17 protein-coding genes are annotated in these 21,530 nt (G+C 65.3%); 4 read left to right on the top strand and 13 right to left on the bottom strand.

Features of this window, described 5'->3' with window-relative positions:
- Nucleotides 1-6 precede the first annotated feature (6 nt).
- Genes leuE through wrbA form a run of 8 tightly spaced genes read right to left on the bottom strand, consistent with a single transcriptional unit; the run spans nt 7 to nt 9,103 of the window.
- Nucleotides 7-681: a leucine efflux protein LeuE gene (gene leuE, locus BLU39_RS02580; protein ID WP_092709249.1), complete on the bottom strand. Its 675-nt coding sequence runs from the start codon at nt 679-681 to the stop codon at nt 7-9.
- 12 nt (nt 682-693) lie between these two features.
- Nucleotides 694-2,547: an ABC transporter transmembrane domain-containing protein gene (locus tag BLU39_RS02575; RefSeq protein ID WP_092709246.1), complete on the bottom strand. Its 1,854-nt coding sequence runs from the start codon at nt 2,545-2,547 to the stop codon at nt 694-696.
- Between the two features lie 36 nt (nt 2,548-2,583).
- Nucleotides 2,584-3,660: a lipocalin-like domain-containing protein gene (locus BLU39_RS02570; protein WP_092709243.1), complete on the bottom strand. Its 1,077-nt coding sequence runs from the start codon at nt 3,658-3,660 to the stop codon at nt 2,584-2,586.
- Nucleotides 3,660-6,251 carry an FtsX-like permease family protein gene (locus BLU39_RS02565; protein ID WP_092709240.1) on the bottom strand — a complete coding sequence of 864 codons (2,592 nt, stop codon included), beginning with the start codon at nt 6,249-6,251 and terminating at the stop codon, nt 3,660-3,662. The genes BLU39_RS02570 and BLU39_RS02565 overlap by 1 nt, the downstream gene beginning before the upstream one ends.
- Complete coding sequence (locus tag BLU39_RS02560) at nt 6,239-6,661, bottom strand: DUF4124 domain-containing protein (protein WP_092709237.1); 423 nt, start codon at nt 6,659-6,661, stop codon at nt 6,239-6,241. The genes BLU39_RS02565 and BLU39_RS02560 overlap by 13 nt, the downstream gene beginning before the upstream one ends.
- A complete protein-coding gene (locus BLU39_RS02555; RefSeq protein ID WP_092709234.1) occupies nt 6,658-8,088 on the bottom strand; it encodes an FAD-binding oxidoreductase in 1,431 nt (476 codons plus the stop codon). The genes BLU39_RS02560 and BLU39_RS02555 overlap by 4 nt, the downstream gene beginning before the upstream one ends.
- Nucleotides 8,085-8,498 (bottom strand): DUF2069 domain-containing protein, encoded by a 414-nt coding sequence (locus tag BLU39_RS02550; RefSeq protein ID WP_092709230.1) that lies wholly within the window; start codon nt 8,496-8,498, stop codon nt 8,085-8,087. The genes BLU39_RS02555 and BLU39_RS02550 overlap by 4 nt, the downstream gene beginning before the upstream one ends.
- Nucleotides 8,495-9,103, bottom strand: a complete 609-nt coding sequence (gene wrbA / locus BLU39_RS02545) for an NAD(P)H:quinone oxidoreductase (protein ID WP_092709890.1) — start codon at nt 9,101-9,103, stop codon at nt 8,495-8,497. The genes BLU39_RS02550 and wrbA overlap by 4 nt, the downstream gene beginning before the upstream one ends.
- Nucleotides 9,104-9,170: 67 nt before the next feature.
- Here wrbA and BLU39_RS02540 point away from each other — a divergent pair, with 67 nt between their 5' ends.
- Nucleotides 9,171-10,547 (top strand): YihY family inner membrane protein, encoded by a 1,377-nt coding sequence (locus tag BLU39_RS02540; RefSeq protein ID WP_092709227.1) that lies wholly within the window; start codon nt 9,171-9,173, stop codon nt 10,545-10,547.
- Nucleotides 10,548-10,668: 121 nt separating this feature from the next.
- On the top strand, nt 10,669-12,066 hold the full coding sequence (locus BLU39_RS02535; RefSeq protein WP_092709224.1) for an esterase-like activity of phytase family protein: 1,398 nt from the start codon (nt 10,669-10,671) through the stop codon (nt 12,064-12,066).
- Nucleotides 12,067-12,088: 22 nt separating this feature from the next.
- Here the strand turns inward: BLU39_RS02535 and BLU39_RS02530 are convergent, their stop codons facing one another.
- Genes BLU39_RS02530 through BLU39_RS02515 form a run of 4 tightly spaced genes read right to left on the bottom strand, consistent with a single transcriptional unit; the run spans nt 12,089 to nt 17,657 of the window.
- Nucleotides 12,089-14,089 (bottom strand): WG repeat-containing protein, encoded by a 2,001-nt coding sequence (locus BLU39_RS02530; protein WP_092709221.1) that lies wholly within the window; start codon nt 14,087-14,089, stop codon nt 12,089-12,091.
- Nucleotides 14,090-14,116: 27 nt separating this feature from the next.
- Complete coding sequence (locus BLU39_RS02525; RefSeq protein ID WP_092709218.1) at nt 14,117-15,508, bottom strand: PoNe immunity protein domain-containing protein; 1,392 nt, start codon at nt 15,506-15,508, stop codon at nt 14,117-14,119.
- Between the two features lie 24 nt (nt 15,509-15,532).
- Nucleotides 15,533-16,345, bottom strand: coding sequence for an alpha/beta fold hydrolase (locus BLU39_RS02520; RefSeq protein ID WP_092709215.1), 813 nt, complete (start codon nt 16,343-16,345; stop codon nt 15,533-15,535).
- A gap of 1 nt (nt 16,346) precedes the next feature.
- Complete coding sequence (locus tag BLU39_RS02515; protein WP_092709212.1) at nt 16,347-17,657, bottom strand: O-acetylhomoserine aminocarboxypropyltransferase; 1,311 nt, start codon at nt 17,655-17,657, stop codon at nt 16,347-16,349.
- A 284-nt stretch (nt 17,658-17,941) separates the two neighbouring features.
- Here BLU39_RS02515 and BLU39_RS02510 point away from each other — a divergent pair, with 284 nt between their 5' ends.
- The gene (locus tag BLU39_RS02510) at nt 17,942-18,565 is read left to right on the top strand and encodes a 2OG-Fe(II) oxygenase (protein ID WP_092709208.1); all 624 of its coding nucleotides are present in this window, start codon (nt 17,942-17,944) and stop codon (nt 18,563-18,565) included.
- A 126-nt stretch (nt 18,566-18,691) separates the two neighbouring features.
- Nucleotides 18,692-19,138 carry a CBS domain-containing protein gene (locus BLU39_RS02505; RefSeq protein ID WP_092709205.1) on the top strand — a complete coding sequence of 149 codons (447 nt, stop codon included), beginning with the start codon at nt 18,692-18,694 and terminating at the stop codon, nt 19,136-19,138.
- Nucleotides 19,139-19,206: 68 nt separating this feature from the next.
- Here BLU39_RS02505 and BLU39_RS02500 read toward each other — a convergent pair whose 3' ends face one another.
- Nucleotides 19,207-21,468 (bottom strand): putative bifunctional diguanylate cyclase/phosphodiesterase, encoded by a 2,262-nt coding sequence (locus tag BLU39_RS02500; protein ID WP_092709202.1) that lies wholly within the window; start codon nt 21,466-21,468, stop codon nt 19,207-19,209.
- Between the last annotated feature and the right edge of the window lie 62 nt (nt 21,469-21,530).

Here is a 21,530-nt window from a genome sequence, read left to right as displayed (position 1 = left end):
TTTTCCTTACAAGGTGGCCGTCGCCAGTTTCGCGCCAAAGCCGATGAACATGGCGCCCACGCCGCCGCCCATGCCGGCCGACAGGCGGCGACGGCGGCGGAAGGTGTCGGCCAGGCGGGCGCCGACAAAGATAATGGCCGTCAGGTAGGTAAAACTGATCACCTGGCAAATCAGGCCCAGGCCGACGAAGGACAGCACGGGGTTGCTGAAGGCAGGATCGACGAACTGGATGAAAAACGAGATGAAGAACAAAATGGCTTTCGGGTTCATCAGGCTGATGATCAACGCCTTGCGGAAGGGATTGCTTTCTTTCACGGGCGCTGGCGCCACAGGCGCTTCACCGTCGGCCGGCGCGGGCGCGCGCAGCTTGCGCCAGCAGCCTATCAGCATTTGCAGGCCGATCCAGCCCAGATAGGCCGCACCGATGTATTTCACGACATAGAACAGGGCCGGGCTGGCTTTCAGCAGTGAGGCCACGCCGCAGGCCGATAGCACCATCAGTATCAGGTCACCGGCGAAGATGCCGAAGGCGCCCTGGTAGGCGGGCCGCACGCCCCGCTGGGCGGCCACCGACAGCACGTACATGGAGTTGGGGCCGGGCAGGATGACGATGAAGATGGTCCCCAGTAAAAAGGTCCAGAAATCGGTGATGCCCAGGTTGGCGTGGAATAAGGCGTTCATGGCGAGTCGTGTTTAGTTGAGTTGTACGTGATGAAATTGCAGGGCAGCCAGATTCGCATAGATGCCCCCCAGGGCGACGAGCGAGGCGTGCGTGCCCGTCTCGACGATCTTGCCGTCTTCCATGACGATGATGCGGTCGGCCCGCTGCACGGTGGCCAGGCGGTGCGCGATGATGACGGTGGTGCGTCCCACCATGGCCGCTTCCAGCGCCTTTTGCACGAGGCGTTCCGATTCGGCGTCCAGCGCGCTCGTTGCTTCATCGAGCAGCAGCAGCGGCGGGTTTTTCAGCAGGGCGCGGGCGATGGCAATGCGCTGGCGCTGGCCACCGGACAGGCGCACGCCCCGTTCGCCGAGGAACGATTTGTAGCCGTTCGGCAGGCGCTCGATGAATTCGTGGGCGGCCGCCATCTTCGCGGCGGCAATCACCTCTTCATCGCTGGCGCCGGCGCGGCCGTAGCGGATGTTCTCCATGGCGTCGGCCGAGAAGATCACGGTATCTTGCGGCACGATGCCGATGGCGTCGCGCAGGGTGTGCAGGTCCAGCTGCTTGATGTCCACGCCGTCGAGGCGGATGCTGCCGCTTTGCGGATCATAGAAGCGCAGGAACAGCTGGAACAGCGTGGTCTTGCCGGCGCCGGAAGGGCCGACGACGGCCACCGTTTCGCCGGCGCGGATGTCGAGGCTGACGTGGTTGAGCGCGTGTGTATCAGGCCGCGACGGGTACGAGAACATGACGTCGTCGAGCGACAGCGCGGCGCCGGTGGCGGCGCGCGCGGGCAGCGGCAGCGGCGTGACCGGCGATTCGATTTCCGATTTGACGGCCATCAGTTCCAGCAGGCGCTCGGTGGCGCCGGCCGCGCGCTGCGCTTCGCCCATGACTTCGGACAGGGCGCCGATGGCGCCGGCCACGATGGACGCGTACAGGATGAACTGGCCCAGGTCTCCGCCCGTCATCGAGCCTTCCAGCACGGCGCGCGCGCCCAGCCACAGCACGAACACGATGGTGCCGAAGACGAGCAGGATGGCGATCATGGTGAGCAGGGCGCGGGCGCGGATGCGGCGCATCGCCGTCATGAAGGCGCCTTCGACGGAGTCGCCAAAGCGTGTCGATTCGATCTTCTCGTGCGTAAACGCCTGCACGGTGGGCATGGCGTTGAGGATTTCGCCGGCCATGGCCGACGCGTCGGCGATGCGGTCCTGCGAATCGCGCGACAGCTTGCGCACGCGGCGGCCAAACACGATGATGGGCACGACGACGAGAATCAACAGGCCGATGATGATGCCCGCCAGCTTGGCGCTGGTGACGAACAGCATCACCAGGCCGCCCAGGAACAGCAGCACATTGCGCAGCGCCATCGAGATGCTGGTGCCGACGACGGCCTGTATCAGGGTGGTGTCGGTGGTGATGCGCGACAGGACTTCGCCCGTCTGCGTCGTTTCAAAGAAGGCGGGGCTTTGCGTGACGACGTGGCGGTACACGGCGCTGCGGATGTCGGCCGTGACCCGTTCGCCCAGCCACGACACAGTATAGAAGCGCGCCGCCGTGGCCAGCGCCAGGATGGACGCCACGCCGAACAGGGCGAGGAAGACCAGGTCGACGTGCTGGATGCTTTTCGAGCCGGCCGCGCCGCCGAAACCGAGGTCGATCATCTGCTTGAAGGCGGCGGGAATGGCCAGGGTCGAGGCGGCGGCCACCACCAGCGCGATACCGGCCAGGAAGAACTGTTTGCGGTACGGCGTCAAGAAGGGCATCAAGCCCTTGAAGGCGGCCAGGCTGCCTTTTTTCAGTTCGCGGCTGGTGCCGGTGTCGGGAGTTGCTGCGGTGCTTGCGGTACTCGTACTGCCTGTTTCTGTGCTGGTTGTCATTGTTTTTCGCTTAGTTTTTACTGTATTTGGTCGTGCTTACAACTTCATCGGCTGGACGTAGCCCGTCATTTCCAGGTAGGCGCGGCCCACCGGCTGGCCGTCGCGCTCCACAGTCACGGCGCCTTCCCAGTACACGGCCCCCGTCGAGCGGCGCGAATCGAGTTCCTGGTCCGGCTGCAGCGGCTTGATGTGCCAGCGCGTCGCGCCCGTGCGGATATCGGTGGCGACCGGGTATTCGGCCTGCGTGCGGGGCGAGCGCCACAGCTGCGTGGGCGTGAAGTCGACGTCGCCGGGCGCGAACTGCGTCGTCTTGCCGGACGCATCGCGCCACGTCGCGTGCGCCCATAGTTTAGCACCTGTCTTGCTGCGGATCTGGAAGGCCATCAGCGCGCCGCCGTCATCGAGGTTGGCGCCTATCCAGTTCCAGCCGCTGGCATCCGCATCGAGCACCTGGCTCGACCACTCGTGATCGAGCCAGGTGGTGCCCGTCACGGCTTCCGGCTTGCCGCCCGCGCGCGCGATCGTGCCCGTCGTGCGCAGCTGCGGCTCGCTATAGTAGTAACTCGATTGCGCGGGCCGCGCGCCCTTGCGCGAGTAGCCGTTCTCGCCCTGCAGCAGCACGGGCTGGGTCGGAGCGAGGGTCAGCTGCAAGTTGAAGTCGCGCGCGGCCAGGCTGACCTGATAAGTGCCGTCGGTCTGGCGCCGCATGCGCCAGTCGTCGAGCTTCACGTCCGTGTCGCCCACCTTGGCGTAGGCCAGGCCGAAGCCTTCGCGCGCGCTTTTCTCGTCGTGCAGCAGCTTGCCCACTTTCGGGTCGGACAGGGCAGCGTGGCCGATGATCAGCTGCTTGGGCGCAAACGCGCTGGGGTTATCCGCATCGGTGGCCGTCGCGCTGCGAAAGAAGGTCACCTGGTAGCCCAGTTGTTCGCCGCCGGCGGTTTTTACCCAGCCCGTGGCGTACCACCATTCCGTTTTATACGCGGGATGGGCGCCGAAGTCCTGCGGCATGCGCAGGGTCTGGCCGGCTGGCAGCGGCGTGACGGGGGCGAAGGCGGGCGGCGCGGCCAGGCCAGGCAAGGCCAGCGCAAGCAACAAGATGGCGATATGGCGCATTACCAGTCCTCCCTGACGGCGCGGATGGGGCCAGCGGACAGGGCCTGGCGGCCCGCGATCAGCGCCGTGGCGGCGGCTGCCGTCAGCAGGGCGGCGGCCACGGTGCCGATCAGCGGCCAAGGCAGGTGCAGCTGCATGGTCCAGTGGAATGATTGCGGATTGACGATGAAGACGAGCACAAAGCTGATCAACAGGCCCAGGACAAAACCGGTGGCGATGCCCAGCGCCGTCAGCGCGCCCCCTTCGAGCGCCAGGATGGATAAAATCTGCCCGCGCGTCACGCCCACGTGGCGCAGCATGCCGAATTCGCGTGCGCGCGCCAGGGTCTGCGCGGAGAACGTGGCGGCCACGCCGAACAGGCCGATGACGATGGCGATGGCTTCCAGCAGATAGGTGACGGCGAAGCTGCGGTCGAATATTTGCAGGCTCAGGGCGCGGATGGCCGACGGGTTCGACACTTCCAGGCTGGCGCCAAACGGCAGGGCTTTCAGGCGCTGCTGCAGCTCGTCGCCCGTGGCGTCCTTGGCCAGCCACAGGGCCGCGTCGCTCACGTCCATGTCGCCCGTCAGCGTGCGGTAGTCGTCGAGCGGCATCTGGATGGCGCCGGACGAACGCGCGTAGTCGCGCCAGATGCCGGCAACATAGAACTGGTGCAAGCCGCCAGCCAGCGGCAGGTCGATGCGCTGGCCAGGCTTGACGTTGTACAGGTCGGCCGCCGCTTCGGACAGCCACACGGGCCGGCTGCCAGTTGGCACGGGCAGGGTGTCGCCCACCAGCACCATGCTCTTGCCCGGGTCCTGCAAATTGACGGGGCGCGCCAGCAAGGCCACGTTGGGGCGGTCGGGCGCCAGAGACAGCGAACGCACGCGCTGGAAATCCACCCTGGCCACGCCGGGCAGGGCGGTGATGCTCGCCTGCTCGCGCGGGTTCAAGCCTGCCGTGCCGCCGCTGGCGGCCGTGCGCGCATACAGGTCGGCCGGCAGGATCTGCAGCAGCCAGTCGTCGACGGAGACGCGGAAACTCGACACCATGATGGCCATCGCCACCATCAGGCTGAAACTTGACAGTACGCCGCCGAGCGCGATGCTGGCCTGGCCCGAGGCGTTCGCCAGGCGGGCCAGGGTCAGGCTGCGCACGGGTGCGTGCAAGCTCGTTTCCGTGCGCAGCCAGGCGGCTTGCAGTGCGCGGAAGACGACGGACGCCAGCTGCGGCATCAGGGCAATGGCGCCGATCAGCAGCAGGGCGATGGACAGATAGCCGAACAGGGGCAGCTCGAACACGGGCGGCAGGAAAGTCAAGGCGCCGGCCAGCAGCAGGCACGCCAGCGCGGGCCAGGTCTTGGCCAGGCGCGTCGTCACGACTTCCTCGCTGCCCGATTTCAGGGCGATGGCGGGCGCGGCGCGGGCCGCTTCCAGCGCGGGCGCCGCGCAGCCCAGCAGGGCGACGCCGAGGCCCAGCGCGAAATACACGAAGGCGGCGACGGGCGTGAATTGCACTTGCGGCTGCACGCCCGCGAAATAGCCGGCGCCCAGGTCGCCGCCAAAAAAGCGCAGGGCCACGGCCGCCATGGCGTAGCCGCCCGCGATGCCCAGCGCGGCGCCGACGATGCCGAGGCTGGCGCCCTCCAGCAGTATCTGGCGCAGCAACTGGCCCCGTTCCATGCCCAGCACGCGCAGCAGCGCGAACTGGCCGCGGCGGCGGATGACGGACAGGGCCTGCGTGGAAAAGACCAAAAAGGCGCCCGTAAACAGGGCGACGAGGGCCAGCACCGTCAGGTTGACGCGGTAGGCGCGGCTCAGGTTATTGTTGCGGCTATTCTGGTTTTCGTCGTTGGGCTGGCCAACCTGGAAACGCCCCGGGTATTGTGCTTCCAGCGCGCGCTTCAAGTCGGCCTGGAAGGCGTCGCGGTTGACGCCCTGGCGCAGTTTCAAGTCGATGCGCGACAGCTTGCCCAGTTTGTTGAAGCGCCATTGCGCCGCGCCGATATCCATCACGGCGATGCGCTGGCCGGCGCGCGCGCGCTGCAGCGAACCGGCCACGCGCAGGGATACCGTGCCGGTGCCCGATTGCAGCGCGACCTGACCGCCCTCGGCCACGGCCAGCCAGCGCAGGGCGGCCGGCGATAAAAAGAGGGCGTCGTCGGCCAGGGTGTCGAAAGGCTGGCCGTCGGCGGGGGAGCCGATCAGGTCGGGCGAAATGAAGCCGGCGCGGAAGACGTCGAGCGCCAGGATGTGCAGCGGGCCGCCATCCTTTTTGCCGGCCACGCCCGCTTGCAGTTCCAGCACGGGCGAGGCCACGGCCACGCCGTCGCGCTGCGCCAGCCATGGATAGATGGCTTCGTCAAACAGCGCTTCGCGCCCGGCCACCTGCACGTCGGCCTGGCCGGACAGGCTTTTGACGGCCGTGGAAAATTCATTGAAGGCGGCCGCGTTGATCAAATGGATGGCAAAGCCCAGCGACACGCCGATGGCGATGGCGAGGATGGCGACGAAGGCGCGCACGGGGTGAAAGCGCCATTCGCCCAGCAGCAGCCAGCGCGACAGCAGGCGCGTACCCGCCGGATTTGCCGCCGGCGCACTCAATTGCCGCATTCGACGGCCAGGCGTTCGCCGGCACGCCGTGCTTTCAGTTGCGCCGCATTGCGGTTCCTGTCGCCCGCGCCGATGGCGTCCTGCGCCGCCCATTTCTGGTCGAGGCGCAGCTGGGCGCAGTGCTTGTCATGCAGTTCCTTCTGTTTGACGGCCCGCTCGCGCGCCTGGTCAGCCAGATTTTCCTGCTTCTTGCGCGCCGCTTCCAGCTGGCTGGCCACGCGCTCCTGGCGCGTGGCTGCGCCCTTGTCGACGGCAGGCGGTGGCGAAGGCACTTCCAGTATCTGCAGCTGGCCGCCCGTGCAGGGCATGGCGCTGTAGCTGGTCTGGCCATCCTGCACGCATTTGTAGACGTCCTGCGCACTGGCGGAACCGGCCAGCAAGGCCATCAGCAGGAGGGACGAGGGCTTCACAATATCTTCCCCGGATTCATGATGTTCTGCGGATCCAGCGCCTGCTTCACGGCGCGCATCAGCTGCAGTTCCAGCGGCGACTTGTAGCGTGCCAGGTCGTCCTTCTTCAGCGCGCCGATGCCGTGTTCGGCCGATATCGAGCCGCCGAAGCCGTGGACCTGGTCGTGCACGATGCGGTTGATCGCATCCTGGTTGGCGAGGAAGTCGCGGTCCGTCATGCCGCCCGGGGGCGCCACGTTATAGTGCAGGTTGCCGTCGCCCAGGTGGCCGAAGCACACGAGCTGGCAGCCGGGGAAGGCCGTTGCCAGGGCCGCGTCCGTGACGGCGATGAAATCGGCGATGCGGGAAATGGGCAGCGAGATATCGTGCTTGATGTTCTTGCCCGCCTGCGCCTGCGCCAGGGGGATGTGTTCGCGCAGCTGCCATAATCCCTCGGACTGCGCCACGGAACTGGCGACGACGGCGTCCTCGATCAATTCGTCTTCCAGGGCCGCGCCTATGCTCGCTTCCAGCAATTCGACGGCGTGCGCCTCGGACTGGCTGCTCGATAATTCCAGCAGCACGTACTGTCCATGCGCATCGGCGAAAGGCCGCGGCAGTTGCGGGAACTGCTCCGCCACCAGCTGCAGACAGTATTGCGACATCAGTTCAAAACCCGTCAGGCTGGCGCCGCAATGGTCCTGCATCAGGCTTAATAAACGCAGGGCATGGGCGGGCGAGGGCATGGCGGCCAGTGCCGTGATGCACGCTTTCGGCTGCGGATACAACTTCATGACGGCGCCCGTGATCACGCCCAGGGTGCCCTCGGCGCCGATGTACAGGTCGCGTAAATCGTAGCCCGTATTGTCCTTGCGCAGGCCGCGCAAACCGCTCCAGATTTCGCCCTGCGGCGTGACCACTTCCAGGCCCAGGCACAGCTCGCGCGTATTCCCGTAGCGCAGGACGGCCGTGCCACCCGCGTTCGTCGCCAGATTCCCGCCGATGGTGCAACTGCCTTCGGCCGCCAGCGACAGGGGGAACAGGCAACCGGCGGCGCTGGCCGCTTCCTGGATGGTTTGCAGGATGCAGCCCGCATCGACCGTGATGGTGCGGTTGACGGGATCGAGCGCGCGTATGCCGTTCAGGCGCGCCAGCGACAGCACGACGGCCGTGCCGGCCGCGTCGGGGATGCTGCCCAGCACCAGGCCCGTGTTGCCGCCTTGCGGCACGACGGGGACTTGCCACTGCGTGCAGGCGCGCAGCACGCCTGCCACCTGCTCCACCGTGGCGGGGCGCAGTACGGCCAGGGCCTTGCCCGTGAACCGGTCGCGCCAGTCGGTAAGGAAGGGCGCCGTGTCGGCGTCGTTGGTGAGTACATAAGTGTCGCCCAGCAGGTCGCGGCAGGCGGCGAGGAAATCGGTTCGGTCAGTCACAGGCATGTCGCTCATTTCTTGATGCTCACTTTATTCACTTTTTCCAGCAGCTCTTTGGCCATGCGCTTGGCGGCCTTTTTATACGGGCGCAGATACAGCACGGCGCACACAAAATAGACGCAGACGATGGCCGCCTCGCCCCAGGCCATCAGGGCCGAGGTGGCGTTCCTGTCGCTGTAGCCGCGCACCACGCCTTCCGTGAAGTACAGCAGGATGACCATCGACGACCATTGCAGGGTGTAGACGTCGCGCTTGATGACGCCGTACAGGGGAATGAGCAGGGGCGCAGCCTTCAGGACGACCCAGGAGCCGCCCGGCTGCAGCGGCGCGACAACGGTTTCCCACAGCACGCACCAGACGATCAGGGTGACGAGGCTGGCGATGGCGCCCCAGTGAAAATACTTGTGCAGTGCGCCGTGCATCATGCGCCTGCCAGTTTCGCGGCGTTTTCCGCCAGGCGCCGGCCCAGGGCGATGGCCAGGCGCTTTTCATCGTCGCTGAGCGCCTTGTCGCCGGCTATGCCCGACCAGTGCGTGGCGCCATATGGCGAGCCGCCCGTGGACGTCGTCATCAGTTCGGGATGCGTGTAGGGCAGGCCCATGACCAGCATGCCGTGGTGGAAGAGGGGAATCATCATCGACAGCAGGGTCGATTCCTGGCCGCCGTGCAGGCTGCCCGTGGACGTGAACACGCAGGCGGGTTTGCCGGACAGGCTGCCGGCCAGCCAGTCGCTGGCCGTACCGTCCCAGAAGTACTTCATGGCGGCGGCCATGTTGCCGAAGCGCGTGGGCGAGCCCAGGGCCAGGCCAGCGCATTCCTGCAAGTCGTCCAGTTCCACGTAGGGTGCGCCATCGGGCGGCACTTCGGGCGCCGTCGCTTCGGCCACCGTGGAGACGGCGGGCACGGTGCGCAGGCGGGCATCGCAACCGGGCACGCTTTCCACTCCCTGGGCTATCAGCTCGGCCAACTGGCGCGTGGCGCCATGGCGTGAATAAAACAATACGAGAATAATCAGATTGGTTGGCTTCATCATTGGTATTATAGGGCGCTTTACAGCCTGATACGACTGCTGTCATGGCGCCGTTCTGATTTTGCACATGTTTTCAAAATATATATTCCCCATCTTTCAATACCTGTGGCGCACCCTGCACGTCGGTGCCGACATCGTGCGCGGCCTGACGTGGTCCGAAACGCGCGACCTGCTGCAGTTCGCGCGCCGCCGCGTGCGCGAGGAAAGCCTGCCGCAAGTGGCGGGCAGCCTGACGTTCGCCACCGTGTTCGCGCTGGTGCCGCTGCTGACCCTGGCCCTGGCCATCTTCACCACTTTCCCGCTATTCAATACCTTCCGCCACGCGCTGGAAGATTATTTCGTGCAAAGCGTCATGCCCAAGGGGATCTCGAACACCATCCTCGGTTACCTGACGACGTTCGCGTCGAAGGCCACGCGCCTGTCGGCCATCGGCGCAGGCGCCCTGATCGTCACGTCGGTGGGCATGATGGGCTTGATCGAGCGCGTCTTCAACCGCATCTGGAGAGTGCGCCAGGAGCGCCGCTGGACCAAGCGCCTGCTGGTGTACTGGGCCATCGTCACTCTGGGACCGCTGCTGGTGGGCGTGTCGCTGACGGTGACGTCGCGCCTCTTCATGGCCACCAGCGGCGTCGTGGGCGCCGTGCCTTTCATCGGCGCCGTGTTTTATACCCTGGTGTCGATCGGCCTGACCATGCTGGCGTTTACCTTGCTGTACATCGCCGTGCCGAACCGCGACGTGGACTGGCGCGACGCGGCCTGGGGCGGCTTGCTGGCGGCATTGGCGTTCGAGGTGGCCAAGCGGGGCTTCGGTGAATTCATCCAGGAATTTCCCACGTATTCGCGCATCTACGGCGCGCTGGCCGCCTTGCCGCTGTTCCTTGTGTGGATATACCTGAGCTGGATGATCACCCTGGTGGGCGCCTTGCTGGTGGCCGCCTTGCCCGTCGTGAAATATGAACGCTGGTGGTACGAAGCGGCGCCGGGCAGCGAATTCGTCGACGCCGTCGCCATCCTGAAAGTGCTGCACCAGGCTTGCCACTGCGCCGATTCCGCCTTGGTCGGCGCGGCCGAGATCCGCCGCAGCACGCGCCTGGGTTTCGAGGAGATGGAAACCCTGCTCGACAAGATGGTGCAGCAGGGCTGGGTGGGAAGAGTGAACGTGGACGGCGCCGTGCGGGTGCAGTGGGGCAAGCGCGTGGCCGACAGTTCCGACCACTGGGTCTTGCTGGGCAACGTCAACCGCATCAGCCTGGCCGACGTCTACCGCCTGTTCGTTTTCGGCGGCATGCGCGTGAACTCCGGCTATCCGGCCGGTTCCACGAATGAACGCGACATCAAGGCGGCCGAAGAAGCGGCCGCGCTGGCGGCGCAGGTGGAAAACGCCGTGGAGCAGGGACTGGGCTTGAGCCTGGCGCAGCATTTTGGGGTAGTGCGCTGCGCGTGACGGGCTCCGGCAGCGCGCTCCTTGCCGGCCTATGCCCCGCACGATAGGGCGAGCATGTCATAAACTGGTCACCGAAGGCCGGTAAGCTTTCCTCTTCATTCATCTTGTTGAGGAAGCAAATATGCATTGTCATTTGAGCGGTTTGAATGTGTGCCGCGGCTTGGCCATCGTGGTGGTCAGCGGCGTGCTGGCTGCCTGCGGCGGCAGTTCCTCTGCCGCTCCTGAGGCTGCGCCCAAGGACGGGGAAGGCTTGCCGCACCAGCTTGCCGGCTGGGCAGCGTTGCCTGACACGGCGCGCTGGCCAGGGCCGGTTACGGGACAGTTCACAGCCGCAGTGCTGGGTGTCACCCCGCCGTTTGCCAGTGGCGTGCCGATTCCCGGCTTTTCCGCGCTGCTCAGGAATGACGACGGCAGCTGGACTGCCATGGCCGACAATGGCTATGGCGCCAAGGGCAATTCGGCCGATTTCGTGCTCGGCCTGTATAACGCCAGCATCAACTTCCGTACGGCCGCTGACGCCAGCAAGACGCCTGGCAGCATCAAGCTCAACAGCTTCCTGGCCTTCAACGACGCCAAGGGTTTCTTAAACGATGGCAAGGGCGTTGACCTGAAAATCACGGCCGATTACGTCAACTACCCCAGCAACACCACCGGAGGACTGGTCTTTGCCGACAGCGGTATCGCCGTGGATGCGCGCATTCGCGCTGGCCGCTTGCTGACCGGTTTTGATTTCGACATCGAGTCGCTCGCGCGCGCTGCCGACGGTACTTACTTCGTGGGCGAGGAATTCGGCCCCTATATCCTGCACTTCGACAAAAACGGCACGCTGATGGGCGATCCGGTTCCCCATCCTTTCCTGCGCAGCCCGGCCAATCCGGAAGTGCTGGGCAAGGGCGCCAGCATCACCTTGTCAGGCAGCCGCGGCTTCGAAAGCCTGGCCTACAACGCCGACCGCAGCCTGCTCTACGCGGTGCCGGAAGCGGCGCCAAGCGACCCGTCGCTGCGGCCCGTCGCAGCCGATGAGCGCTACCTGAACATTTTTGAGTTCGACCCCGCTGCCATGCGCTACACGGGCAAGAACCTCGTGTACCGCAAGGATGGCGCGGTCAAGGACAATGGCGTCGTGATCGGCGACATGACCAATGTCGGCGGCAGCAAGTTCGTGCTGATCGAACGCGATGGATTCTGGGGCGCCAAGGCCGTGATCAAGCGCCTGTACCTGGTGGACCTGAAAGAAAAAGACGCTGACGGTGCGCTCAAGAAAACGTTGTTGGTGGACTTGCTGAACATCTCCGACCCCAACGGCATAGGCGGGCAGGCGAGCAATATGCCCGTGGGTAAATTCAGCATGCCTTTCGACTCGGTGGAGAGCGTTGAAGTACTCGATGCCCAGACGCTTGTCGTGGCAATCGACACGAACTACCCGGGTGAAGACGGGCGCAAGCCGGGCAAGCCGGACGACACCGAAGTCATTACCCTGCGTTTTGACAAGGCGATGTTTGATCGTTCCGCCAAATAAAGACGACGTGCCGGCAATCCGCTCATAGCAGCACCGGCCGCAAGGCCGCCTGCAGCGCCACTACCTTGAACGCTTCCGCATCCTGCACCCGCACCACGCCCAGATAATACGTATCCTCGCCGTCCTGCAGGTTCACCAGGCGCAGCTGATGCGGCGCCAGGTGGGCGGCGATGGCGGCCAGGCCCTCGGCCATGGCGTCGCCGTCTTGCTGGTCCGCCCAGCGGAAGTCTTGCAGCGCGGGCAGGTCGATGTGCTGAGCTATGCGCGGCACTTCATCGACGGCCTTCCAGTCCAGGGTGGTGCCGTGGCCCAGCACATCGGCGGCCGTGGACCACAGCAGGAAAAAGCACGCCGCTTCAGGCGTGTCGCCTTCGTATTCCTCTTCCGGATCGTCCTCCGCCAGTGCTTCCAGGGTGATGTCCACGCAGCGCGCGGCCAGGTCCGCATCGCTCAGCACGAGCAGGGCGGCCATGCTGCGCAATTGCCCGCGGTCGGCCTTGGCCAGGATTTGCGCGGGCGTGAAGCTGCGGCGTTTGGCGGGCTTTTTCTTGCCCAGTCCCATGGCCTCGCTCAGTTGCGCCGTGATGGCCGCCTTGAAGTTGTCCACGGTGTCGAACTGCTCGAGCAGCTGGCCCGTGAAATCCATGCTCCAGGCCATGCCATCCTTGACGACATATAAAAAGTCGCTTTGCACGGTCACGCCGCGCAGATGGTGGGCCGGTGGATACTGCGGCGTGAACGCCTGTTTTCCGTCGAGGGTCAGCATGCAGGCGAGGCCTTGCGCATCGATGGCGAAGATCAGGTTCTTGCGCAATTTAGGTGGCGACGAGGTCGTGGCGCAATCGATGGCTTCGTACTGGCAAGGCGCCAGCAGCTCGCCCTGGTTATCGATCAGGCCAAACAGGAAGCGCCCCGCGATGCGCAGGCTGACGATGGCGATCTTTTTCCTGGTGCCGAAATCGTGCACGGAGTTGTAGACGAGCGGCACCACGACCTTGCCCGTCTTGTCGACCACGCCGTGCACATTGCGCTTGTCGTCATCGTCAATCTGGGCCGTCTGGCGCTCGATGTCGATCAAGCCATCTTCGCGTTCGCACATATTGTCCACCCTGTCGATGAGCAGCGCGCCATCGGGCAGGCGCAGCAGGCGGCTGGCGCCGTCCGGATCGATTCTCTGCAGCAGGTGGGGGCTGATCACGTACAGGGCGCCGGGGGCGGGCGGCAGCACCACCGTGCCATTCAAGTCCATGACGCCGTGCGCATCGGGCGCGTCCGCCGTGGCAAAGGTGATCCAGCCATCGTCCGCATAATAGACGCCCAGGTCCACATAGCGTTGCGACAGCGGCACGATCCAGCGGCCATACGGCGTGACGAGGCCAGTGACGTCCGGTTCGCCGGCGGCGCTCACTTCATAGCACAGCGCGTCCTCCTCCCAGCCGACCACTTCCAGGCCTTGCAGGAACGGCAGTTCGTCCGCGCCCAGTTCCTCGACATCGGCCAGCTGCGCGTCGGCCGTGGCCGACCAGTAGCCGGTGGCAGGCGACGCGGCGCCGATGGCCAGCAACGGCGCCAGCGCATCCCGCTCGTCGCGCAGCAGGGCAGAGTGCAAGGCTTGCGCCTCGGCGCGCAGGGCGTCGAGCCCTGCCACGTATGCCGGCGTGCCGATATCGTGGGGGATCAGCTGCACGCCATCGAGGATCAGCCACGGCTGGCCGCCGGCCAGCAGGGCGCTGATGGCGCCGCGCGCGACGATGGCGGCCGCGTCGCGCGGCTTGTCCATCAGCGATGACAGCGCTTGCCAGCTGGCCTGCGCCTGCGCCATCGGCGCGGCCAGCACGCAGGGGCAGTCCTCGCCATCGCCGTAGATGGGCCAGGCGACGGCTTGTGTGCCGGCGCCGACGAGCAGCTTGAACAGCATGGGGACGTCCAGCCGCCATTCGGCCAGGCCCGTGATCGTATCGGTGTCGAAGCCGGCCTGGCCGGGTAAAAAGGTGGTGCTGAACAGGGCTGCGGTATTGATCATGTCTCTTCGTTAAAAATGTTGGCTAGGTCAGGGCGACGGCGGCATGAGCCAGTGCGCCAGCGCGCCGCGCTCGAGACCCAGCTGCTTGGCCGCTGCGGCCGCTTCGAAGGCCCACAGACCGTAGTAGCCGCCCAGGCCCTGCGCGCGCAAATGGCCGTTGAACCAGTCTTCGTGGACAAGGGCGCCGTGCCAGCTGGCCAGGTAGTGGCGCAAGTGCTCGAGCTGCCGGGTGGGATCGTCCGCATCCAGGCACTCGAACAGGGCCGAGTAGGGTTCTGCGAAATACCATTCATCGACGGCTGGACGCTGCGGATCGACGGCGGACAGCAGCGCTTCGTACACGCCGTCTTCGCCATCGAAGGCCGTCTGCAGGGCGGCCAGGCGCATGGCCAGGTCGCGGCGGCCGAACAGCAGGGCCGCGCCCAGCAACTGCAGGGTGCGCGTGTAATCCGTCAATTGTTCGAAATCAAAGGCGGGCAAGGCCTCGTCGTCGTAGGCCGCGGCCAGGGCCGCGCGCGCCGTTTCGCAGGCGGCGACGGCCGCTTCCAGCGCCGTTTCCACGTCAGGCAAGGGCAAGCCCGCCGTGTAGCGCAGCGAGAAGACCTGGTAAGCCGTGCTGGCGGCCGCGCATGCCCAGTAGGCGCAATCGCCGCCGTCGATTTCCGCCTGCGCCTGCGCGCGCCGGTAGGCGGCCAGCAGGGCGTCGAGGTAAGCGAGGTTGCGGCCAAAGTCGAACGGGCCGGGCGGCGTCTGGCGCGGCGCATGTGGCCACGGTTCCTGCGCTGGCAGGCAGGCGTCGGCGCATTCGCGCTGGATGGCCCAGTCGGCGAAGACCTGCTGCAGATACTGCGCCGTCTCGTCGTCGTGCGCGATGGCGCCGGCGCCCACCAGGGTCGTGCCCAGCAAGGTGTAGCCGGGAAAGCGGCTGCTTTCGTAGGCGATGGTCGTCACGCTCTGGATGGCCTTGCCGTCGCTGAGGTCGCGCACGCGGAAGTACACGTCGTCCCAGCCGGCCAGCGGTGGCGCTGGCGGTTCATTCGACACGGTGGTCCAGCTGCCGTCGGCCTGTTCTTCATAGGCGTCGAGCAGTTCATCGATGCCACCGGGGCGGTCGATGCGGTTGTTGGCGTCGTATTGCAGTCCCAGTTCGGCCGCGAATGCCGCCGCGTGGCGGCCCGCGAAGACCAGGTATTGCGCGTTCAGGGTACCGACCAGCAGGTCCGTGTGCTGGCCCGCCACGACCAGCGCCTGCGGCAGCCGGTACCAGTGGTGGCCGGGGATGCCGGCCATTGGGCCGTTTTCGTCCGCCTGCGGGTTGGCGCAGCGCAGCTGTTCCAGCCAGTTGTAGCGCTCGTGCCGCGCCGCTTCCGTGCCGCTGCCGCGGCCAGTCAATTCATCGAACAGGGTATTCAACAACATGTGCATCTATCCTAAAAAAAGCGTTCATGCCGCTGCCGTTTGCGCAAACGCAAACAGTGCGTCGAGCACGGCGTCCGGCTGCTCGGCCATCAATTCGTGTCCGCTGTCGACCTGCACCACCGTGCCATGCGCGATGGACGCGGTCAGCAAGCGGGTCGACTTGGGTGGCGTCATCATGTCGCGCGCGCCGAAAATGAATAAAGTGGGGCAGTGTACCGAAGCGGCGGCGATTTCGCCGTTCGCGTAGGCATTGCAGGCAAAAAAATCCGTATGAAACACGTGATCGGGGTTGAGGGCGGCGATGCGCTGTTTCAGGCGCCGCGCGCCGCCCATGGCATAAAAGCCGGGGCCGGGGAACGACGGCTTTTGCGCGATTGACGAGTGCGACCAGATATTGACCATGTCGATGGCCGCCTGTTCATCGTTCAGCGACGTTTCCAGCAGGGCCGGCGAGACCTTCATCGGGTAGGTGGAGCCCAGCATGGCCAGGTGGCTGACCCGTTCCGGCGCCAGGAATGCCGCTTCCAGCGCGATCAGTGAGCCCATGCTGTGGCCGACCAGCATGGCCTTGGTCGCGCCGGCAGCGTCGAGCATGGCCAGTACCCAGCGCGCCAGTTCCTCGACCCTGGTCTTCGCGATACCGAGGCTGCGCCCGTGGCCCGGCAAGTCGACGGCCAGCACGTTCCAGCCGTGGTGGGCGAAATAGCGCGTTTGCAGGGCCCACACGGAATGGTCGTTTTGCGCGCCGTGGATGAAGACGGCCGTGGGCTGACCCGGGTTGAACGGTTTGCCGCCCGTGTAGCAGTAGGCCGTGGTGTTCTCGATATTGAATAACATTTCAGGCGCCTTTCTGCGACAGTTTCAGGCCACGGGCCAGGTCTTCGATCAAATCGTCCGCATCCTCCAGGCCCACCGATAAACGCATGGTGCCTTGCGTGATGCCCGCCTGCGCCAACTGGTCGTCGGGCACGCGGAAATGCGTGGTGGAAGCGGGGTGGATGACGAGCGATTTGGCGTCGCCCACGTTGGCCAGGTGCGAGAAGATCTTGAGGCTGTCGGCAAAGCGCTGGCCCGCCGCGCGGTCGCCGCGCAGGCGGAAGGTGAACACGCCGCCCGCGCCTTTCGGCAGCAGGGTTTTCGCCAGTTCGTAATCGGGGTGCGACGGCAGTTCGGGATAAGAGACGGATTCCACGGCCGGATTGGTCAGCAGGAAGTCGATGATTTTGCGCGTGTTGGCCACGTGGCGGTCCATGCGCAAGCCCAGGGTTTCGATGCCTTGCAGGATGGCGAAGGCATTGTGCGGACTCATGACGGCGCCGAAATCGCGCAAGCCTTCGCGCCGCGTGCGCAGGGCGAATGGCGCCACCGTCGATTCCTCGGCGAAGACCATGCCGTGGAAGCCGTCGTACGGCTCGCACAGTTCGGCAAAGCGGCCCGTCTTGTCGTACGCCGCTTGCCAATCAAAAGTGCCGCCATCGACGAGCAGGCCGCCGATGGCCGTGCCGTGCCCGCACAGGAACTTGGTGGCCGAGTGGAAGACCAGGTCGGCGCCATGCTCGAAGGGGCGCAGCAGATACGGCGTGGTGAACGTCGAATCGAGCATCAGCGGCAGCTGGTGTTCGTGCGCCAGCGTGGCAATGGTCGGGATGTCCAGCACGTCGAGGCCGGGATTGCCCAGGGTTTCCGCGAACAGCACTTTTGTATTTGGCCGGATGGCGGCGCGCCAGGCGTCCGGGTCGCGCGGGTCGACAAAGGTCGTCTCGATGCCGAAGCGTTTTAATGTATATGCCAGCAGGTTGTGCGAGCCGCCGTACAGGGCGCGCGAAGCCACGATGTGCGAACCGGCGCCGGCGATGGTGGACAAGCCCAGGTGCATTGCGGCCTGGCCGCTGGCCGTGGCGATGCCGGCCACGCCCCCTTCGAGGGCGGCGATGCGCTCTTCCAGCACGGCGTTGGTGGGATTCGAGATGCGCGAATACACGTGGCCGGCCCGCTCCATGTTGAACAGCGACGCCGCATGTTCCGAACTCTTGAAGGCAAACGAGGACGTGAAATGGATGGGCGTGGCGCGCGCGCCCGTGGCCGGGTCGGGCGCGGCGCCCGCATGCAGGGATAAAGTATCGAAACCGGGGTATTTCGGGCCGCTCATGGTGTCTCCGCCAAGTTTTATAGTGGCAAGATCGTAACCTGATTTACCGCTGAGCAAAAGGGCTACTGTGCAGGGCGCATGGCGCCGTGGCCTCAAGCAGCGCGTGTAAGCTGCAGTGTAAAAAAAGTGACCGGCAAGGCACGGCGGTGGTAGGATAACGGATCAGCGATATTCGGGCTGTCTGACCTGTGCGCGTGCGCCGCGCCGCAGGGAAGGCCGCTACATGCCGGCGAATTCCTGGGCTTCAGGCGAACTCTCATCGCAAGTCCACCAGGAAAGATTTTATGCCCGCAATATCGTTCGACGGCTCCCTTGCCGTTCCCGGACTCTCTATCGTCGACGGCCTCTGCCAGGCAGGCTGGCTCATGCAAGAGCATTTCATCTCCCCTGAACTGAGCCGCCAGCTGGCCGCCGAATGCGTGCAATCCATGCTCAGCGGCAAGATGAAGGGCGCCGGCGTGGGCAGCGGCCATGCGCCGCTGCTGCAGCCGGACATCCGCGGCGACCATATCGAATGGCTGGAAACGGGCCGCTCCGAGGCCTGCGACCGCTACCTGGAGCATATGGAAGCGTTGCGCCGCCTGCTGAACCGCGAACTGTTCCTGGGGCTGGAAGAGTACGAAAGCCATTTCGCGCTGTACGCGCCGGGCGCCTTTTACCGGGCCCATCTGGACCGCTTCCGCGACGACGACAAGCGCACCGTGTCCGTCGTGCTGTACCTGAACGACGACTGGCTGCCCGAGCACGGCGGCGCGCTGCGTCTGCACCCTCACGGTGCGCCCGTGGTGGACGTCCTGCCGCAGGCGGGCCGCATGGCCATGTTCATGTCGGGCGAGATGCTGCACGAAGTGCTGCCGACGGCGCGCGAACGCTTGTCCATCGCCGGTTGGTTCCGTCGCCGCGCGTGACGGAAGCGGTGCGCAATCTCCCCGATTTGATTGCGCGCAAGGCTGGATTTTTCCGCAGGCATAGGCTACAGTCGCAGTAAGGGCTAGAATAACTAAAATACCAATCACGCGGACAGGACGGCCAATATGAAAGTATCTGAAATTCTCCAAGTCAAGGGCAATATCCTCTACACGGTCACGCCTGACCAGCCCCTGCTTGACGCGGCCAATACCATGGCTGAAAAAGACATCGGTTCGCTGGTGGTCATGGAATTTGGCGACCTGGTCGGCATGCTGACTTTCCGCGAAGTGTTGAACGCGCTGCATGAAAACGCGGGCCAGATCGGCGGCGGCACCGTGCGCAAGCACATGGATGACCACCCGATCACCGTCACTCCCGATACGGAAGTGAACGAAGTGCGCCGCATCATGCTGGAAAAACACGCGCGCTACCTGCCCGTCATGAACGCCAAGACCTTATTGGGCGTCATTTCCTTCTACGACGTGGCGCGCGCCGTGCTCGAGGCGCAAAGCTTCGAGAACCAGATGCTCAAGGCGTACATCCGCGACTGGCCGGCCGAAACGGCCGACTAAGTGGTCGCCATGCAGTAACAACAACGCCGGCATTGCCGGCGTTTTGCATGGTCAAGCCAAGATGACGGCTATGCCGCTCCCTGCAGCGCCTCGTTGTTCAGCCAGCTGCCCAGCGCGCTGGCCGTCATGGGGCGGGCGAACAGAAAGCCTTGCGCCATCGGGCAGCCCAGCGCCTGCAGGATTTGCGCTTGCCGCTCGTCTTCCACGCCTTCCGCGATCACGGCCAGGCCCAGGTTGCGGCCCAGCTGGATGACCATTTCGGCGATGCTGCTGCCGCGCGCCGAGCCCGTGATCTCGGTGACGAAGGCGCGGTCGATCTTCAGGCGGTCGACCTGCAGGCGCTGCAGATAGGACAGCGAGGAAAAGCCCGTGCCAAAGTCGTCGATGGCGATGCTCACGCCCGTTTGCTTGATCTGCCACAGCATCTTGATCAGCAGGTCCGGCTCTTCCATGGCCATCGATTCCGTGATTTCCAGTTCGATGAATTCGGGCGGCGCCTGCGTCTCTTCCAGTGCCGCGCGCAGCATGTCCAAAAACAGCGGGTGGCGGAACTGCACTTGCGACACGTTGACGGACATGACGAAGTTGCGGTGGCCCTGTTCGCGCAGCAGCACCAGTTCGCGGCACGCCGTGCGCAGCACCCATTCGCCCAGGTCGATGATGATGCCCGAGTACTCGGCAATCGGGATGAAGCGGTCGGGCGAGATGAACTTGCCGTCGGGCGTCTGCCAGCGCAGCAGCGCTTCGGCGCCCACGGGGCGGCGCGTGGTCAGGTCGATCTGCGGCTGGTAGACGACAAACAGCTGGTCCTGGCTGAAGGCCGTGCGCAGCGCGTGCATCATGCGCACCCGTTCGCGGATTTCGATGCCCATGCTGCGCGAAAAATAGAAGTGGCCGGCGCGCTGCTGGCTTTTCGCCCGCTTCAGGGCGATGTCGGCGTCCTTCAGCGCATCGGCGCCCGTGCCCGCATGCTCGCCCAGGCGCACGAGGCCCAGGGTGGCCGACAGCTGCACGTCCTGGCCATCGATGCTGAACGGCGCCTGGAACAGGGCCAGTATCTTGGCCGGGTTGACTTGCGACGAGTCGCCCAGCACGCAAAAGATGTCGCCGCCCAGGCGCGCCACCGTCAGCTGGGAGCCCAGCTGCGTTTGCAGGCGGCCCGCCACGGCGATCAGCAGGGTGTCGCCGAACTGGTGGCCCAGCGCGTCGTTGGTCTCGGCAAAGTGGTCGAGGTCGACCAGCGACAAGGTGGCGTCGTCGCGCGCGGGGCCGGACAAGGTGGCGTCGAGGATTTCCACCAGGCGCGTGCGGTTGGGCAGCTTCGACAACTGGTCGTAGAAGGCGGCATTGTGCAGGTGCGACACCAGCTCGACGTTGTCCAGGCCCACGGCGACGTTGCTGCAGAAGACTTCCAGCAGGCTTTCGTCGATGGCGGAAAGGGGGCGCGGCAGCACCAGGTAGGCGGCCGCGTCGCGGCTGGCCTTGCCCGCGAAGTACAGGGTGGCATAGTCGTGCGCGTACACGTTGCGCCGCTGTGCCAGGGTGTGCTCGATGGCGGCCATGACGCGGGGGTTTTGCAGGCCGCACAGGGCGCTGTGCGGCAAGCTCGAAAAGCTGCCCGTGCAGGCCGAGACGAGCAGCTCCTTGCTGCCATTGTCCTGCAAGTCCTGCACGCACAGCACGCCGTCGGCGCGGATGCCCAGCAGGTCGGCGATCTGCGCCAGCACGCCGGCCGAGAAATTCTGCACGCCGTGCAGCGCCATCAGCTGCGTGCTGGCGTGGACGATCTGGTCCAGGCCGCGCCGGCTGCTGCTGATCGAGCGTATCTGTTCGTACGAGCGGATGGCCGCCGTGACCGTCGTAAACAGCTTGATGCGCGTCAGTTCGGACTTGGTTTTATAGTCGTTGATGTCGTAGTCGCGGATGGCGTCGATTTCCGGCGCATAGCCGGGCTGGCCCGTGCGCAGGATGATGCGCACGTCCGTCATCTTGAGGGTTTCGCGGATGTAGCGCACCAGGTGCAGGCCCGCGTCATCCTGTTCCATTACCACGTCGAGCAGGATGACGGCGATGTCGTCTTCGTGCTTGAGCAGTTCTCGCGCCTGGCCGGCCGAATACGCATGCACGAATTCCAGCGGGCGGTGCTGCATTTCCAGGTTGCCCAGGGCGAAAGTGGTGGTGGAGTGGACGTCTTCATCGTCGTCGATGATCATCACCCGCCAGACGCTGCGCGGTGCGGCCGTCAGCGGCGCAGCCGGTTGCTCATCGAGGAATACCAGGTCGTCGTGATCGTCCTTGTTGGCGTCAAGGGGGATGATCGGTGCGGGCATGTATAGCTTCTCCAGGATGACTCGATATTTTTTACGAGCGCGTCGCAAAAGCCCATGGCGTT

Source organism: Janthinobacterium sp. OK676 (assembly GCF_900103595.1).
Lineage (GTDB): Bacteria > Pseudomonadota > Gammaproteobacteria > Burkholderiales > Burkholderiaceae_D > Janthinobacterium.
The sequence above is the reverse complement of the archived record's forward strand: the minus strand, read 5'-3'. Positions and strand labels throughout refer to the sequence as shown.